At 61.7% G+C, this 15,123-nt stretch carries 14 protein-coding genes; 10 read left to right on the forward strand and 4 right to left on the reverse strand.

From position 1 onward, the window contains the following. Positions 1-89 precede the first annotated feature (89 nt). The gene (locus ACLD1Y_RS08230; RefSeq protein ID WP_429477115.1) at positions 90-803 is read right to left on the reverse strand and encodes a hypothetical protein; all 714 of its coding nucleotides are present in this window, start codon (positions 801-803) and stop codon (positions 90-92) included. Positions 804-1,489: 686 nt separating this feature from the next. Here ACLD1Y_RS08230 and tynA point away from each other — a divergent pair. After that, entirely contained in the window at positions 1,490-3,778 is a 2,289-nt protein-coding gene (tynA, locus tag ACLD1Y_RS08235; protein WP_429477117.1) for a primary-amine oxidase, read from the forward strand. Positions 3,779-3,892: 114 nt separating this feature from the next. On the opposite strand, the gene feaR is transcribed toward tynA, so the two are convergent. The 3 genes from feaR to paaY all read right to left on the reverse strand — a co-directional run bounded on the left by feaR (position 3,893) and on the right by paaY (position 6,489). Beyond that, complete coding sequence (gene feaR / locus ACLD1Y_RS08240) at positions 3,893-4,807, reverse strand: transcriptional regulator FeaR (RefSeq protein ID WP_429477119.1); 915 nt, start codon at positions 4,805-4,807, stop codon at positions 3,893-3,895. Between the two features lie 82 nt (positions 4,808-4,889). Continuing rightward, entirely contained in the window at positions 4,890-5,813 is a 924-nt protein-coding gene (gene paaX / locus ACLD1Y_RS08245; RefSeq protein WP_429477121.1) for a phenylacetic acid degradation operon negative regulatory protein PaaX, read from the reverse strand. Positions 5,814-5,892: 79 nt separating this feature from the next. Next, on the reverse strand, positions 5,893-6,489 hold the full coding sequence (gene paaY / locus ACLD1Y_RS08250; RefSeq protein ID WP_429477123.1) for a phenylacetic acid degradation protein PaaY: 597 nt from the start codon (positions 6,487-6,489) through the stop codon (positions 5,893-5,895). A 335-nt stretch (positions 6,490-6,824) separates the two neighbouring features. On the opposite strand from paaY, the gene paaG reads away from it, so the two are divergent. The 9 genes from paaG (at position 6,825) to paaD (ending at position 15,112) form a co-directional block, all read left to right on the forward strand. Continuing rightward, complete coding sequence (paaG, locus tag ACLD1Y_RS08255) at positions 6,825-7,616, forward strand: 2-(1,2-epoxy-1,2-dihydrophenyl)acetyl-CoA isomerase PaaG (protein ID WP_429477617.1); 792 nt, start codon at positions 6,825-6,827, stop codon at positions 7,614-7,616. Positions 7,617-7,619: 3 nt separating this feature from the next. Next, positions 7,620-9,137 carry a 3-hydroxyacyl-CoA dehydrogenase PaaH gene (gene paaH, locus ACLD1Y_RS08260; protein WP_429477125.1) on the forward strand — a complete coding sequence of 506 codons (1,518 nt, stop codon included), beginning with the start codon at positions 7,620-7,622 and terminating at the stop codon, positions 9,135-9,137. Continuing rightward, entirely contained in the window at positions 9,130-9,579 is a 450-nt protein-coding gene (gene paaI, locus ACLD1Y_RS08265; protein WP_429477127.1) for a hydroxyphenylacetyl-CoA thioesterase PaaI, read from the forward strand. Before paaH ends, paaI begins: the two co-directional genes overlap by 8 nt. Continuing rightward, a complete protein-coding gene (gene pcaF / locus ACLD1Y_RS08270; protein ID WP_429477129.1) occupies positions 9,572-10,777 on the forward strand; it encodes a 3-oxoadipyl-CoA thiolase in 1,206 nt (401 codons plus the stop codon). The genes paaI and pcaF overlap by 8 nt, the downstream gene beginning before the upstream one ends. A 105-nt stretch (positions 10,778-10,882) precedes the next feature. Further along, the gene (gene paaK, locus ACLD1Y_RS08275; protein ID WP_429477131.1) at positions 10,883-12,208 is read left to right on the forward strand and encodes a phenylacetate--CoA ligase PaaK; all 1,326 of its coding nucleotides are present in this window, start codon (positions 10,883-10,885) and stop codon (positions 12,206-12,208) included. A gap of 336 nt (positions 12,209-12,544) precedes the next feature. Beyond that, entirely contained in the window at positions 12,545-13,534 is a 990-nt protein-coding gene (paaA, locus tag ACLD1Y_RS08280) for a 1,2-phenylacetyl-CoA epoxidase subunit PaaA (RefSeq protein ID WP_122486330.1), read from the forward strand. A 15-nt stretch (positions 13,535-13,549) separates the two neighbouring features. Next, entirely contained in the window at positions 13,550-13,831 is a 282-nt protein-coding gene (gene paaB, locus ACLD1Y_RS08285) for a 1,2-phenylacetyl-CoA epoxidase subunit PaaB (RefSeq protein ID WP_007943393.1), read from the forward strand. An 8-nt stretch (positions 13,832-13,839) separates the two neighbouring features. Then, the gene (paaC, locus tag ACLD1Y_RS08290; protein WP_429477133.1) at positions 13,840-14,601 is read left to right on the forward strand and encodes a 1,2-phenylacetyl-CoA epoxidase subunit PaaC; all 762 of its coding nucleotides are present in this window, start codon (positions 13,840-13,842) and stop codon (positions 14,599-14,601) included. Then, positions 14,588-15,112, forward strand: coding sequence for a 1,2-phenylacetyl-CoA epoxidase subunit PaaD (gene paaD, locus ACLD1Y_RS08295; protein WP_429477135.1), 525 nt, complete (start codon positions 14,588-14,590; stop codon positions 15,110-15,112). Before paaC ends, paaD begins: the two co-directional genes overlap by 14 nt. Positions 15,113-15,123: the final 11 nt, after the last annotated feature.

Consider the following 15,123-nt stretch of genomic DNA (forward strand, 5'->3'; position numbering starts at 1 on the left):
GGGTGTTTCAAGCGTCGGAATACAAGATAGGCCGCGTCCTACACGGGAAAGAGAAACAGCGCACCAGAAGGTCCTAGCGGCTCGACCTGTCACTGCACCGGCAAGAAATTCATCAGCAATAAACTTTGCGCATAGTTGAGCCCAATGCGCCGGTAGCGCTCATCCAGCATCTGGGTCAACAGGTCGAGGCGCGCAACAATTTTGCCGAACTCGACCGCAAAACTTAAGTTGCTGCCCTCCTCCGAGATCTCGTTGGAGAACAGCAACAACACGCCGTTGGCATCCTGGCGTTTACTGAGCAGCCAGGTGGCCTTCTCGATATTGCGCGCGGCGTTACTGACAAATTGCGGGTTGATTGAATCGGTCATGTAGAACTCGGTGCGCCCCCCGTGGGCGGTCACCAGCATGCTGCCAATCGCGTAGATAAACGCCCCGACCCGATCGCCCTTGAATTCCGGGCTCAGGGAGTAACTCAACGCCGCAAGGTCACGGCGGTCTCCCAGGGCCGGCAGGGATCGACGTTGTTCGATGGCTTGGCGAATCTCTCGTGCAGCCGTCACTGCATCCGGATAACCGGACTGACGCCACTGGCTGGGGTTGCGCAGATAGAGCTTGTTCATCAGCAGATACAAGCTTTGTAGGTTGTCGCGCATGCCCAGGGTGGCCATGCGATCGACGCTGGTCTGAAAGAACTCATCAGGCTTGCCATTGCTGAACTGCTTGGCGATATCCCGCCCCTGCTGCTGGGTACAACCGCCGGCACACAGCATCAACACCGCAGCCAGCAGCAGTGGCCGGTGCATGCGTATAACGTTCAAAAAAGGAAACGTGCGATCCATCGGCACCCGATCTGGTTCATCTGCCCACGCGGGAGATCGGCGGGACTGGGACAAAGATAGATCAGGCAAATGAAAAAAAGTGCAATGGTGCAGGGCAGATAGTTGTAACGGCAGCCGCAAGTACCGCTGAACAGCGCAATCGTGACGAATTCGTTGCAGCACCTATACTCTTTGGAACAGCTGCATGTGTTGCAGGCGATCCAGGACGGCATTGCCATTCTGGAACTGTCTGGCGCGGTTCTTTACATCGCTCACGGCACTCCCACCCGCAGTTGTAAAAGAGGGTAGTTGCGATGAAACATCCCATTCGGGCCCAAGTGATTGTCCAAGTGATTTGCCTGCTTTCGGTGGCTCAGCTTTTCTGCTGATCGACGAGTCACCGCGGTTACATTCAGCTGCAGAGGTGGCGGTGGGAGGTTTTGCCCGGCACTTGCCCCCTCGCGCCCCTCCACCCCTCCCCAAACACCTCAGATATCTAGTGATCCGGTTCAGGTCCGCTGGAGTGGCGTACCTGTCAGCGCCTATTCACCCCCTATGTGCCATTCAGGCACGCAGCACAAGGATTTTGGCGAGAATCCAAAAGCATCAATCTATCCGCTGTAGCAAAGTGCTACCTGACCTGTCCTCGGTTCACCTCAAGGAACTCAGAAATGCTCTCGCCCACCGCTTTGCTCAAAAGAACGCCCCTGGCCCGACTCGCGCTGGCCATCGCCCTGGGCACCTTCGGCCTGCCTGGCTTGCAGTCAACCGCGCAGGCCCATGGTGGTGCCGCTGAAATGGTGCCGTTGCAATCGACACTCGAAGCATTCGGCGCCTCGGTCAAGTGGGACGACTACGCCAACGTGTTCGTGATTGCCAAGGACGGGGCCTACGTCAAGGTCAAGCCCGACAGCAAGGTGGCCGTGCTCAATGGCAAGCGCATGGAGTTGCCGGTGCCGGTGGTGTTCAAGGGCAAGACGGCCTACATGTCCAAGGACTTTATCAACCAGGTGTTCCAGTCTGGCCTGGACAAGACCTTTGTCATCGAGACCCGCCCCAGCCCGCTCAACCCGCTGAGCGCGGATGAGATCAACAGTGCTGTCGAGATCATTAAAAAGTCCGAGCACTACAAACCGGGTTTCCGTTTCACCGAAGTCTCGGTACACACGCCGCCCAAGGACCAGGTGTGGAACTTCATCTACAGCGGGCAAAAACCCACCCAGTCGCGCCAGGCCAATATCGTGGTGCTCGATGGCAAGCATGTGATCGAAGGGCAGGTCGACCTGGACAGCAAGACCCTGCTGTCTTGGAAGCCGATTGAAGGCGCCCACGGCATGGTATTGCTGGATGATTTCGCCACCGTGCAATCGGTGATCGAAACCAGCGCCGACTACGCCCAGGCGCTGGCCAAGCGCGGCATTACCGATATCAAGAAGGTGGTGGCCACGCCGCTGACCGTCGGCTACTTCGATGGCAAGGATGGGCTGACCCAGGACAAGCGCCTGCTGAAGATCGTCAGCTACCTCGACACCGGCGACGGCAACTACTGGGCGCACCCGATTGAAGGCTTGGTGGCGGTGGTCGACCTTGAACAGAAAAAGCTGATCAAGATCGAAGACGGCGCTGTGGTCCCGGTGCCAATGAAGCCCACCCCCTATGACGGTCGTGGCCGCAAGGGCGTGGCGCTCAAGCCGCTGGAGATCATCGAGCCCGAAGGCAAGAACTACACCATCACCGGCAACAGCATCCACTGGCAGAACTGGGACTTCCACGTGCGCCTGGACTCACGCGTGGGGCCGATCCTGTCCACCGTCACCTATGACGACAAAGGCAAGAAACGCAAGATCATGTACGAAGGCAACCTGGGCGGCATGATCGTACCCTACGGCGACCCGGACGCTGGCTGGTACTTCAAAGCCTACCTGGACTCGGGCGACTACGGCATGGGCACCCTCACCTCGCCGATTGCCCGTGGCAAAGACGCCCCGGAAAACGCCGTGCTGCTGGACGCGACCATCGCCGACTACACCGGCGCACCCACCACCATCCCCCACGCCATCGCGGTGTTCGAGCGCTACGCAGGGCCGGAATACAAGCACCAGGAAATGGGCCAGCCCAACCTCAGCGCCGAGCGCCGTGAACTGGTGATTCGCTGGATCAGCACCGTGGGCAACTACGACTACATCTTCGACTGGGTCTTCCAGCAAAACGGCACCATCGGTATCGACGCCGGCGCCACCGGCATCGAAGCGGTCAAGGGCGTCAAGACCAAGACCATGCACGAAGCCAGCGCCAAGGAAGACACGCGCTACGGCACCCTGCTGGACCACAACATCGTCGGCACCACCCACCAGCACATCTACAACTTCCGCCTGGACATGGACGTGGATGGCGAGAGCAACTCGCTGGTGGAAGTGAACCCGGTGATTGCACCGAACGAGCGTGGCGGCCCGCGCACCAGCACCATGCAGACCGAACAACGGGTGGTCAGCACCGAGCAACAAGCCGCGCAGAAATTCGACCCGTCCACCGTGCGCTTGCTGACCAACTTCAGTAAGGAAAACAAAGTCGGCAACCCAGTTTCCTACCAACTGATTCCGTATGCCGGTGGCACGCACCCGGTGGCCAAGGGCGCCAATTTCGGCAAGGATGAATGGCTGTATCACCGCCTCAGCTTCATGGACAAACAGCTGTGGGTGACACGCTACAACCCGGATGAGAAGTACCCGGAAGGCAAATACCCGAACCGCTCGCAAACCGACACCGGCCTTGGGCAGTTCACCAAGGATGACCAGTCCATCGAGAACAGCGACGACGTGGTGTGGCTGACCACCGGCACCACCCACATCGCCCGTGCCGAAGAGTGGCCGATCATGCCGACCGAGTGGGTGCACGTGCTGCTCAAGCCGTGGAACTTCTTTGATGAAACGCCGACGCTGAACCTCAATTCACCTCAATAAGGGCTTTTGTGTAGGAGCGAGCTTGCTCGCGAAAAACTCATAGACACCGCGCTCTTCCAGGATTCACGCGTTATCGTTGACGTTTTTCGCGAGCAAGCTCGCTCCTACAGAGAGTCAGGCATATTGCTTGCGATACTCCCCCGGCGAAATACCGAAGCGCGACTTGAACGCCGTAGAGAAATAACTCGAATCCGAAAACCCCCACGAATACCCCAACGCCGACAGCTTCTGCTCGGCACGGGATTGGCGCAGGGATTCAGCACACAGGTCCAGGCGGCGATTCTTGATGTAACGCGCCACCACCAACCCCTTGCGCGCAAACATCCGGTACAACCCACGCATCGACACACCGACCTCCCGCGCCAGCAACTCAGGGCACAGGTCTTCGGAACGAATGTGCTCATCGATATAGCCCAGGGTCTTGCGAAAGATCCGCTCGTGGGGATCCTCCGCGCCTTCGCACTGGGTGATGGCCGGGCGCAGCAGGCTGACCACCGCATCCAGGGTGGCCTCGCTTTCCTGCTGGCTCAGGTTGGCCTGGCGCGTGGCGTCCAGTATCAAATGGTGGGACAGCGTGGCGATGGGTGACGACGCGGCGATCCGGTGCCCACACTTGACCGGGTTGAAACGCAGGGACTGCTCAACCAGCGAGTACGGCAAAATCAACGACAACTGTCGTGAGCTTTCGCTGTAAGTGAAATCGCTGGGTTGCGACGCGTCGATCAGGGTGACATCACCGGCAGACAACGCCACCCGGCTATCGCCCTGGGCCATGCACGCGGTGCCGTCGAGTTGGAACACCGCGAAGTACTTGCCGCCCTCGCCCGCCGCGACTTCCCGTGGTGTGCGGTACAAGCGGGCCTGGCAGGCATCGACAAAACTGAGCTTGAGCGCACCGCTGTGGTATTCGCGGATGTGCCCGGAAAATTCATCGCCCAGGGTTTGTGCGTTGAACGCGCCGCAGATCTGGTTGATCTGATGGATCCATTGGTCGAACCCATCACGGCGATGTGCAGTTGTAGAAGTCATGTGAGGCCTCACGCAGGCTTATTTTTATTATCTACGTCGATCCACGCTAAAACACACAGCAGGTTGCTTGGTTGATGGCGAGTTATTTGAGCCCGCCAAAGCGTCGGTAAAAACTCTCGCCGACATCCGGCAAGGGCCCGTCGGCGGTTTCCAGTGCGCTGTTCAACCACTCTTCGGCCTTGGCGAAGATCAGACGGTAGATATTGCGGCACAGCTGTCGTGCGGCGCGGCCTTCCCAGTCGCCGGGCAACAACTCGTCCGGCAGCTGCGGGTCGCGCAGCAGTAATTTGCGGTACTCATGCACTAGCAGAACCCGTGCCAGGAAGCAGTCGGACGGCAGCAGATTTTCCTGCTCGCGCAGGGCTTGCCAGAGCGGGCGGAACAGTTGGATGAACTCGCTGTAATGGGTGGCCAGCTCCTCGATGTTCCAGCTTTCACGCACCTGCAAACGCAGGGCCTTGGAGGCCAGTACGTCCTGGGCGGTGGTTTCGAAGACGATGGTTTCTTCCAGGGCGCCCAGGTCCTGCAAGGTGGCGTTCACATCGGCGCGGTCGCTGCGCGGGCACGCCAGTAACACTGGGGAAATTGCACCAAAACCTTGCCACTCCAGCTCTTCGCGCACTTGTTTGCGCTTGTCCTGGGGCAACTGCGTCAGCATCACCAGGCACCAGGAACCGTCCCAGGCCGGCACAGTGGAGCTGTACACACGCTTGAAGGCTTTATCAAAGCGGCGCCGACCGGTGCCGGTGAGGCTGTAATAGCTACGCCGCCCGACCTTCTCGGCGGTCAGCCAGCCCTCTTTGGTCAGGCGGAAAATCGAGGTGCGGATCAGCCGCTCATTGATGCCAATGGGTTCGAGCAACTGGATCAGGCTACCCAGCCAGACGGTACCGCCATGGGGTTCGATGGCATCCCCGTACAGGGTGATGATCAGCGAACTGGCGCGAATCGGCGTCTGCTCCTGAAAGCGCGTGATCAGGGAATTCAACGGGGCTAGGGACGACATGGGCGTACCGGACAGGAAAAAAGGCTGAAATATACCCGGCGAGCGGGCCTTGTGACCATCCTGCACATGCAATGCCGGTTCACAGCGCGGCCCCCTTGGGCCGCAGGCCGCTGTCGCTGACCCGTGGCCGGTCGGGTTCGACGGCATCCAGGGGCGCGCACTCCTGCATCTGTTCCAGGCAACGCTTGGCCAGTTGCTGGTACTCGCGGGTGCCGGTCTGTTTCCAGGTGACTTCCCCATCGCTGAGGCTGCGTTTGACGCTGGCCGGCGTGCCCATCACCAGGGATTGCTCGGCGCATTCAAACCCGGCCTTGACGAACGCCGTGGCCGAGACGAATGAACGCGGGCCAATCCGCGCACCGTCCATGACCACGGCATTCATGCCCACCAACGCATCTTCGCCAATGCGGCAGCCATGCAACACCGCGCCGTGGCCGATATGGCCGTTGCGCTCGACCACCGTATCGCTCTCCGGAAAACCGTGCATCACACAGGTGTCCTGAATATTGGCGCCCTCCTCCAGCACGATACGGCCGAAATCGCCCCGCAAGCTGGCCAGCGGCCCGACATAGCAATGGGGGCCGATGATCACATCGCCAATCAGCACGGCCGAAGGGTGCACATAGGCAGTGGGGTCAACCACCGGAGTAAGGCCATTGAGGCTGTAGCACGTCATAGAGAATTCCTTGGGGGCGCAAAGCGATGCGCATGCAGACTTATTTTGTATCACATCGATTGACACACACAAAGAACAAAAAATCGTATCGCTTTTATCAACGTGCTTCAAAACGCTAAAAAATGTCATAAACACCAATAAAATATGGCGTTTAATTATAAAAAACCTCAAAACCCGACAGCTACAACCCACAAATAGGACACGTTAAATCAATTTCATACTTGATTTTGTGTATCACGTTAAAGCTATACTCGGGCAAAACCGGCCACCTGTGGCCGATCCAATAATGAGCCGGCACTCAAGCCGTGCGTGCACCGAGGGCAGCCGCCATGCCTATGGCCTTTAAACACATCCTGTTTTCCATCGACGCCGGCGTCGCCCTGCTGAGCCTCAACCGGCCGGAGCAGCTCAATAGCTTCAACGCGCAGATGCACGGCGAAGTCAAAGAAGCCCTCCAGCAAGTACGCCAGAACCCCGATGTGCGTGTGTTGCTGCTGACCGGTGAAGGCCGCGGCTTCTGCGCCGGCCAAGACCTCAGCGACCGTAACGTCGCGCCGGGCAGCAGCGCGCCCGACCTGGGCCAGTCCATCGAGCAGTTCTACAACCCGCTGATCCGCCAGCTGCGTGACCTGCCGCTGCCAGTGATTTGCGCGGTGAACGGCGTGGCCGCCGGGGCCGGCGCCAACATCCCCCTGGCCTGCGACTTGGTGCTGGCTGCGCGTTCGGCGAGTTTTATCCAAGCGTTCTGCAAGATCGGCCTGATCCCCGACTCCGGTGGTACCTGGACTTTGCCGCGCCTGGTAGGCATGGCCCGGGCCAAGGCGCTGGCGTTGCTGGGTAACCGCTTGAGCGCCGAACAGGCCGAGCAATGGGGCTTGATCTACCGCTGCGTTGACGATGCCGAACTGCGCAATGAAGCCCTGACCCTGGCCCGTCACCTGGCCACCCAGCCGACCTACGGCCTGGCGCTGATCAAGCGCAGTCTCAACGCCAGCCTGAGCAACACCTTTGACGAACAGCTGGAACTGGAAAAAGACCTGCAACGCCTGGCCGGGCGCAGCGAGGATTATCGCGAAGGCGTCAGCGCCTTTATGGAAAAACGCACGCCAAGTTTCAAGGGGCGCTGAGCCATGACTGCACTGAATACCACTGCGCGCATCGCCGTGATCGGCGCCGGGGCCATGGGCGCCGGTATCGCCCAAGTGGCAGCGCAGGCCGGGCACCCTGTGTTGCTGTTGGACAATCGCCCCGGTGCCGCCGCCCAAGCCATCGACGGTATTGACCGGCAACTGGGCAAGCGCGTCGAAAACGGCAAGCTCTCGGCCGAGGCCCGCACCGCTACCCTCGCCCGCTTGCAGGCGGTGGAATCCATCGATGCCTTGGCCGATTGCGCGCTGGTCATTGAAGCCATCGTCGAGAACCTGGAGGTCAAGCGCGCCCTCTTCCGCCAGCTGGAAGGCATCTGCAGCGCGCAGTGCATCCTGGCCAGCAACACTTCTTCGTTATCGATCACCCGTATTGCCGCCCAACTGGAACGCCCGCAGCGTCTGCTGGGCTTGCATTTTTTCAACCCGGCGCCGGTGATGGCGCTGGTGGAAATCGTCTCGGGCCTTGCCAGCGACCCGGCCTTGGCCGACTGCCTGTACGCCACCGCCAAGGCCTGGGGCAAAAAGCCGGTGCACACCCGCTCGACGCCGGGTTTTATCGTCAACCGGGTGGCCCGCCCGTTCTACGCTGAAAGCCTGCGCCTGTTGCAGGAACACGTTGCCGACGTCCCAACCCTGGACGCGCTGATGCGCGACGCCGGTGGCTTTGCCATGGGTGCTTTCGAGCTCATGGACCTGATCGGCCATGACGTCAACTATGCGGTGACCTGCTCGGTGTTTGACGCCTATTACGGCGACAACCGCTTCCAACCCTCGCTGATCCAGAAAGACTTGGTAGACGCAGGCCGTCTAGGGCGCAAGAGCGGCCAGGGTTTCTACCGCTATGCAGACGGCGCAGAGCGCGCACCAGCAAAAACCACCCGCAGCGCGCGCACCGTCACCACCTGTGTGGTCGAGGGTGACCTGGGCATCGCCAACACACTGCTTCCACGCCTGCGCGAGCACGCCATCGACGTGATCAACCGCGACGGCCAAGGCTTGCTGCGGGTCGGCGATGCCGTATTGGCCCTGAGCGACGGGCGAATGGCGTGCCAGCGCGCCCAGGAAGATGGCCTGCGCAACCTGATCCTGCTGGACCTGGCCTTCGACTACGCCAGCGCCCGCCGCATCGCCATCAGTTACGCAGCCAACATCACCCCAAATGCACTTGAAGACGGCATAGCCCTGCTGCAACACGCCGGGTTCGCCGTAAGCCTGCTCAGCGACAGCCCGGCTCTCGCCGTACTGCGCACTGTGGCGATGCTGGCCAACGAAGCCGCCGACGCCTTGCTGCACGGCGTGGCCTCGGCCGCCGACATCGACCTGGCGATGCGCGCCGGGGTCAATTACCCCCAAGGTCCGCTGGCCTGGGCCGATGCTATTGGGCTCAAGCATGTGCTGCGTGTGCTGGAACACCTGCAAGCCAGCTATGGCGAAGAACGCTACCGGCCGTCGCTGCTGTTGCGCCGCCGCGTGGCCGAAGGGAGGCACTTGCATGACTAACCACGACGCCAACCGCCTGGCCAGCGCCTGCGCCCAAGCCCTGTTCGAGCGCGACGCCGCCAGCCAGGGCATGGGCATGCGCCTGCTCTCGGCCGCACCGGGCAGCGCCCGCGTGGGCATGAGCGTGCGCGCCGACATGCTCCAGGGCCACGGCACCTGCCATGGCGGCTACCTGTTTGCCCTGGCCGACTCGGCCTTCGCGCTGGCCTGCAACAGTTACAACGAGGCCACGGTGGCCATGGGCTGCAGCATCGACTACATCGCTCCGGCCCGCTTGGGCGACACCTTGAACGCAGACTGCATCGAGCAAAGCCGTTCCGGCCGCACCGGCAACTACGACGTGCGTATCGAAAACCAACGGGGCGAGCTGATCGCCTTGTTCCATGGCAAATCCTACAAAGTGCGCGGCCCGGTGCTGGCGCAGGAGACCCCACATGAATGACGCCTTGATCATCGACGCCGTGCGCACCCCCATCGGCCGCTACGCTGGCGCCCTGAGCAGTGTGCGCGCCGACGACCTTGGCGCGGTGCCGCTGCGCGAACTGCTGCGCCGCCACCCGCACGTGGACTGGAGCACGGTGGACGATGTGATCTACGGCTGCGCCAACCAGGCCGGTGAAGACAACCGCAACGTGGCCCGCATGTCGGCCCTGCTGGCGGGACTGCCGGTAAGCGTGCCAGGCACCACCCTCAATCGCCTGTGCGGCTCCGGGCTGGACGCCATCGGCAGCGCCGCCCGCGCCATTCGCTGCGGTGAGGCCGGTTTGATGTTAGTGGGCGGCGTGGAATCCATGTCCCGCGCACCGCTGGTAATGGGCAAGGCCGAGCAGGCGTTTGCGCGCCAGGCCGAGCTGTACGACACCACTATCGGCTGGCGTTTCGTCAATCCGCTGATGAAAACGGCCTACGGCATCGACTCCATGCCGGAGACCGCCGAGAACGTCGCCGCGCAATTCAACATCTCCCGCGCCGACCAGGATGCGTTTGCCCTGCGCAGCCAGCAACGGGCTGGTGCAGCCCAGGCCAGCGGGCGCCTGGCCAAGGAAATCGTCGCGGTACAGATCCCTCAGCGCAAAGGCCCAGCCAAGGTGGTGGAGCATGACGAGCACCCACGCGGCGACACCACCCTTGAGCAATTGCAGAAACTCGGCACGCCCTTTCGCGAAGGCGGCAGCATCACCGCCGGTAATGCGTCCGGGGTCAACGACGGTGCCTGCGCACTGTTGCTCGCCAATGCCGAAACCGCCAAACGCTACGGCCTGAAGGCCCGTGGCCGGGTAGTGGCGATGGCCACCGCTGGCGTGGAGCCGCGCATCATGGGCATCGGCCCAGTGCCGGCCACGCGCAAGGTGCTGGAGCTGGCCAACCTGAGCCTGGCGGACATGGACGTGATTGAGCTCAACGAAGCCTTCGCCGCCCAAGGCCTGGCAGTGCTGCGTGAACTTGGGTTGGGCGACAACGACCCACGGGTCAACCCCAACGGCGGTGCGATTGCCCTCGGCCATCCGCTGGGCATGAGCGGCGCACGCCTGGTGACCACCGCCCTGCACGAGCTGGAGGAACGCCAAGGCCGTTACGCGCTGTGCACCATGTGCATCGGTGTCGGCCAGGGCATCGCGCTGATCATCGAGCGTCTATAGGACCAAATAATCCCAATGCCCAAGGAGCCGAGCGGTATCCTTGGGGCATGCACTCAAAGCCCTGGTGCAACAGGGCTGGAACACAACAATAATTCGAGTGAAGTCATGAACATGCCAATTGCCCAAACCGTGCTTGAACCTGTGCTGGACCCGCTGGAGACCGCCAGCATCGACGAGCTGCGCCAGCACCAACTGGACCGTCTGCGCTGGAGCCTCAACCTCGCCTACAACAATGTGCCGCTGTACCGTCAGCGCTTCGATGCGCTGGGCGTGCACCCGCGTGACATCACCTGCCTGGAAGACCTGGCCAAGTTTCCCTTCACCACCAAGTCCGACCTGCGCGACAGCTACCCCTACGGCATGTTTGCCGTGCCGATGCACGACGTGGTGCGCCTGCACGCGTCCAGCGGCACCACCGGCAAACCCACCGTGGTCGGCTATACCCAGAACGACATCGACACCTGGGCCAACGTGGTCGCCCGTTCGATCCGCGCTGCCGGCGGCCGCCGTGGCGACAAGGTGCATATCTCCTATGGTTATGGCCTGTTCACCGGTGGCCTCGGCGCCCACTACGGCGCCGAACGCCTGGGCTGCACGGTGATTCCGATGTCCGGCGGGCAGACCGAGAAACAGGTGCAACTGATCAAGGATTTCCAGCCTGACATCATCATGGTCACGCCGTCCTACATGCTCAACATCGCCGACGAGATCGAACGCCAGGGCCTCGACCCGCACAAGCTTGCGTTGCGCCTGGGCATCTTCGGCGCCGAGCCCTGGACCGGCGAGCTGCGCAGTGCCATCGAACAGCGCCTGGGCATCACCGCCCTGGACATCTACGGCCTGTCGGAAATCATGGGGCCTGGAGTGGCCATGGAATGCGCCGAAACCAAGGACGGCCCGACCATCTGGGAAGACCACTTCTACCCCGAAATCATCGACCCGGTCACCGGTGAGGTACTGCCGGACGGGCAGATGGGCGAGCTGGTGTTCACCTCCCTGAGCAAAGAAGCGCTGCCGATGATCCGCTATCGCACCCGCGACCTCACGCGCCTGCTGCCCGGCACCGCCAGGCCCATGCGGCGCATCGACAAGATCACCGGCCGCAGCGACGACATGCTGATCATTCGTGGGGTCAACGTGTTCCCCACCCAGGTCGAGGAACAGGTGCTCAAAGTCAAACAGCTGTGCGAGTGCTACGAGATCCATTTGTATCGCAATGGCAACCTGGACAGCGTCGACGTGCATGTGGAACTCAAGGCCGAGCACCAACACCTGGGCGACGAACAGCAAAAAGCCATTGCGGGCGAGCTAAGCCGTCACATCAAGACCTACATCGGTATCAGCACCCGTATCGTGTTGCAGCCCATGCACTCGATCAAGCGCTCCGAAGGCAAGGCCTGCCACGTGATCGACAACCGCCCAAAAGCATGACTGCTGCACTTTACAGCCCCGCTCCGGCGCTAACGCTGCCCACTTAAGGACAACTGTGGCGAGGGAGCTTGCTCCCGCTGGGGCGCGAAGCGGCCCCAAAAAAATGGGAGCGCTGCGCACTCCAGCGGGAGCAAGCTCCCTCGCCACAGGTAATCACTCAATCCAAATGGACAGCATTAGCCCCAGCAGGGGCTTTTTTTTTGCCTGCAGAAAACCTATCCAGCGCAAAGCGATACAAAAATATTAATGACACGTTATTTTGTGTTTGATAAATATTTCTGTATCACTTATAAAGTTCTCCATGCCTTTAACCAGATTCACGGCGGGAGACTCACCATGTACGCACAGCTTGTAGAAACCGGAGTGAAGCGCATCAAGGACCTGTCGGAGATGTCCGAGCAGGAGCGCCACTTCCAAGAAAAGATCGATGCCGAAATCAAGATCGAAGCCAAGAACTGGATGCCCGACGCCTACCGTCAAACCCTGATCCGGCAGATCTCCCAGCACGCCCACTCCGAGATCGTCGGCATGCTGCCCGAAGGCAACTGGGTGACCCGTGCGCCGACCCTCAAGCGCAAGCTGCAACTGATGGCCAAGATCCAGGACGAAGCCGGCCACGGGCTGTACCTGTACAGCGCTATGGAAACCCTGGGCGCCGACCGCGATGAAGAAATCGCCAAGCTGCACAGCGGCAAGGCCAAGTATTCGAGCATCTTCAATTACCCGACCCTGAACTGGGCCGACATGGGTGCCGTGGGCTGGCTGGTGGATGGTGCTGCGATCGTCAACCAGGTGGTGCTGCAACGCACCTCCTACGGCCCCTACTCCCGGGCCATGGTGCGTATTTGCAAGGAAGAGAGTTTCCACCAGCGCCAGGGCTACGAGATCTTGCTGACCATGATGCGTCACGGCACCCAGGCGCAAAAAGACATGGTGCAGGACGCGATCAACCGCCTGTGGTGGCCGTCGCTGATGATGTTCGGCCCCAGCGACGAGCACTCGCCCAACAGCGCCCAGTCCATGGCCTGGAAGATCAAGCGCCAGAGCAATGACGAGCTGCGCCAGCGCTTTATCGACCAAACCATCCCGCAACTGGAACTGCTGGGCTGCACCTGCCCCGACCCGGACTTGAAGTGGAACGCCGAGCGCGGCCACTACGACTTCGGCGAGATCCAGTGGAACGAGTTCTACGAAGTGCTCAAGGGCAATGGCCCGTGCAACCAGGAACGCGTAGCCACCCGCCGCAAAGCCATTGAAGACGGGGCCTGGGTGCGCGAAGCCGCCGTGGCCCACGCCCGTAAAAAACACAATAAGAACGCTGCCTGATCTGGAGTTGCCGCTATGTCTGAATGGACCCTTTTTGAAGTCTTCGTGCGCAGCAAGCACGGCCTGAACCACAAACACGTGGGCAGCGTGCATGCCGCCGACACCACCATGGCCATCGAGAACGCCCGCGAGCTGTACACCCGTCGCAGCGAAGGCGTGAGCCTGTGGGTGGTGCCCTCGGCCTTGATCACCGCCTCGTCGCCGGATGAAAAAGACCCGCTGTTCGACCCGTCCGACGACAAGGTCTACCGCCACGCCAGCTTCTACGAGTTGCCGGCCGAAGTCGGGCACATGTGAGGTCGACCATGAACACGCCAACCGATTTGATCGAATACCTGCTGCGCCTGGGCGACAGCGCCCTGATCCAAGGCCAGCGCCTGTGCCAATGGTGCGGCCACGCACCGGCGCTGGAAGAAGAACTGGCGCTGATGAACGTCGGCCTCGACCTGGTGGGCCAGGCCCGCAACTGGCTAGACTACGCCGCCGAACTGCTGGACGACGGCCGCGACGCCGACGACCTGGCCTTCCGCCGCGATGAGCGCGCCTACCGCAACCTGCTGCTGGTGGAGCAACCCAACGGCGACTATGCAGTGACCATTCTCAAGCAATTTTTGTACGACGCCTGGCACTTGCCGGTGTTGACGGGCCTGAGCCAGTCCAGCGACGAACGTATTGCCGGGATCGCCGCCAAAGCGGTCAAGGAAGTCACCTATCACCTGCGCCGCTCCGGTGAATGGGTCGAACGCCTGGGTGACGGCACCGACGAAAGCCATGCACGCATGCTCGCGGCGATCCCCGAGGTGTGGCGCTTCACCGTCGAACTGACCAGCGCCGATGACAGCGAACAGCGCCTATGCGCCGCCGGCATCACCCCGGACACCGCGCAGGTCGCCGCCGCCTGGCAGCACACCGTGGGCGCGATTTTCGCCAGCGCGACCCTGCCCGTGCCGCCCGCGCCGAGCTACTTCTACCTGAATGCCCGGCGCGGTCTGCACACCGAGCACCTGGGCATCCTGTTGGCCGAAATGCAGTTTTTGCCCCGAGCGTACCCCGATGCGACCTGGTGAGCTGATCGCCAGCGACCGCCCGGCGCAGCCCACGGAGCTAGCCGCCGCCTGGGCCACCCTCGCCCAAGTGATGGACCCGGAAGTACCAGTGGTCAGCGTGGTCGACCTGGGCATCGTGCGCGATCTGGACTGGCAGGCGGGCCACCTGCATGTGGTGGTCACGCCCACGTACTCCGGTTGCCCGGCCACCGAAGTGATCGAGAGCGATATCCGCAATGCGCTGGAGCAGGCTGGTTTTCGCACGCCGCACCTGGAGCGCAAATTGACCCCGGCCTGGTCCACCGACTGGATCACCGAAGGTGGCCGCGAGCGCCTGCGCGCCTACGGCATCGCACCGCCCCAGGGCAGCGCCAACAAGCGCAGCCTGCTGGGCGAAAGCCCGGTGGTGGTATGCCCGCACTGCGCAAGCAGCCACACCGAAGTGCTCAGCGAGTTCGGCTCCACCGCCTGCAAGGCGCTGTACCGCTGCCGTGAGTGCCTGGAACCGTTCGACTATTTCAAGTGCATCTGAGGGGCCACTGG

It is taken from the genome of Pseudomonas sp. 18175, assembly GCF_050432925.1.
Lineage (GTDB): Bacteria > Pseudomonadota > Gammaproteobacteria > Pseudomonadales > Pseudomonadaceae > Aquipseudomonas.

Coding starts and splice junctions, on each gene's coding strand:
- paaA (WP_122486330.1), top strand. CDS start 12,545: ATGTACGCACAGCTTGTAGAAACCGGAGTGAAGCGCATCAAGGACCTG.
- paaI (WP_429477127.1), top strand. CDS start 9,130: ATGACTAACCACGACGCCAACCGCCTGGCCAGCGCCTGCGCCCAAGCC.
- paaK (WP_429477131.1), top strand. CDS start 10,883: ATGAACATGCCAATTGCCCAAACCGTGCTTGAACCTGTGCTGGACCCG.
- ACLD1Y_RS08230 (WP_429477115.1), bottom strand. CDS start 803: ATGCACCGGCCACTGCTGCTGGCTGCGGTGTTGATGCTGTGTGCCGGC.
- paaH (WP_429477125.1), top strand. CDS start 7,620: ATGACTGCACTGAATACCACTGCGCGCATCGCCGTGATCGGCGCCGGG.
- paaY (WP_429477123.1), bottom strand. CDS start 6,489: ATGACGTGCTACAGCCTCAATGGCCTTACTCCGGTGGTTGACCCCACT.
- paaC (WP_429477133.1), top strand. CDS start 13,840: ATGAACACGCCAACCGATTTGATCGAATACCTGCTGCGCCTGGGCGAC.
- pcaF (WP_429477129.1), top strand. CDS start 9,572: ATGAATGACGCCTTGATCATCGACGCCGTGCGCACCCCCATCGGCCGC.
- paaB (WP_007943393.1), top strand. CDS start 13,550: ATGTCTGAATGGACCCTTTTTGAAGTCTTCGTGCGCAGCAAGCACGGC.
- feaR (WP_429477119.1), bottom strand. CDS start 4,807: ATGACTTCTACAACTGCACATCGCCGTGATGGGTTCGACCAATGGATC.
- paaX (WP_429477121.1), bottom strand. CDS start 5,813: ATGTCGTCCCTAGCCCCGTTGAATTCCCTGATCACGCGCTTTCAGGAG.
- tynA (WP_429477117.1), top strand. CDS start 1,490: ATGCTCTCGCCCACCGCTTTGCTCAAAAGAACGCCCCTGGCCCGACTC.
- paaG (WP_429477617.1), top strand. CDS start 6,825: ATGGCCTTTAAACACATCCTGTTTTCCATCGACGCCGGCGTCGCCCTG.
- paaD (WP_429477135.1), top strand. CDS start 14,588: ATGCGACCTGGTGAGCTGATCGCCAGCGACCGCCCGGCGCAGCCCACG.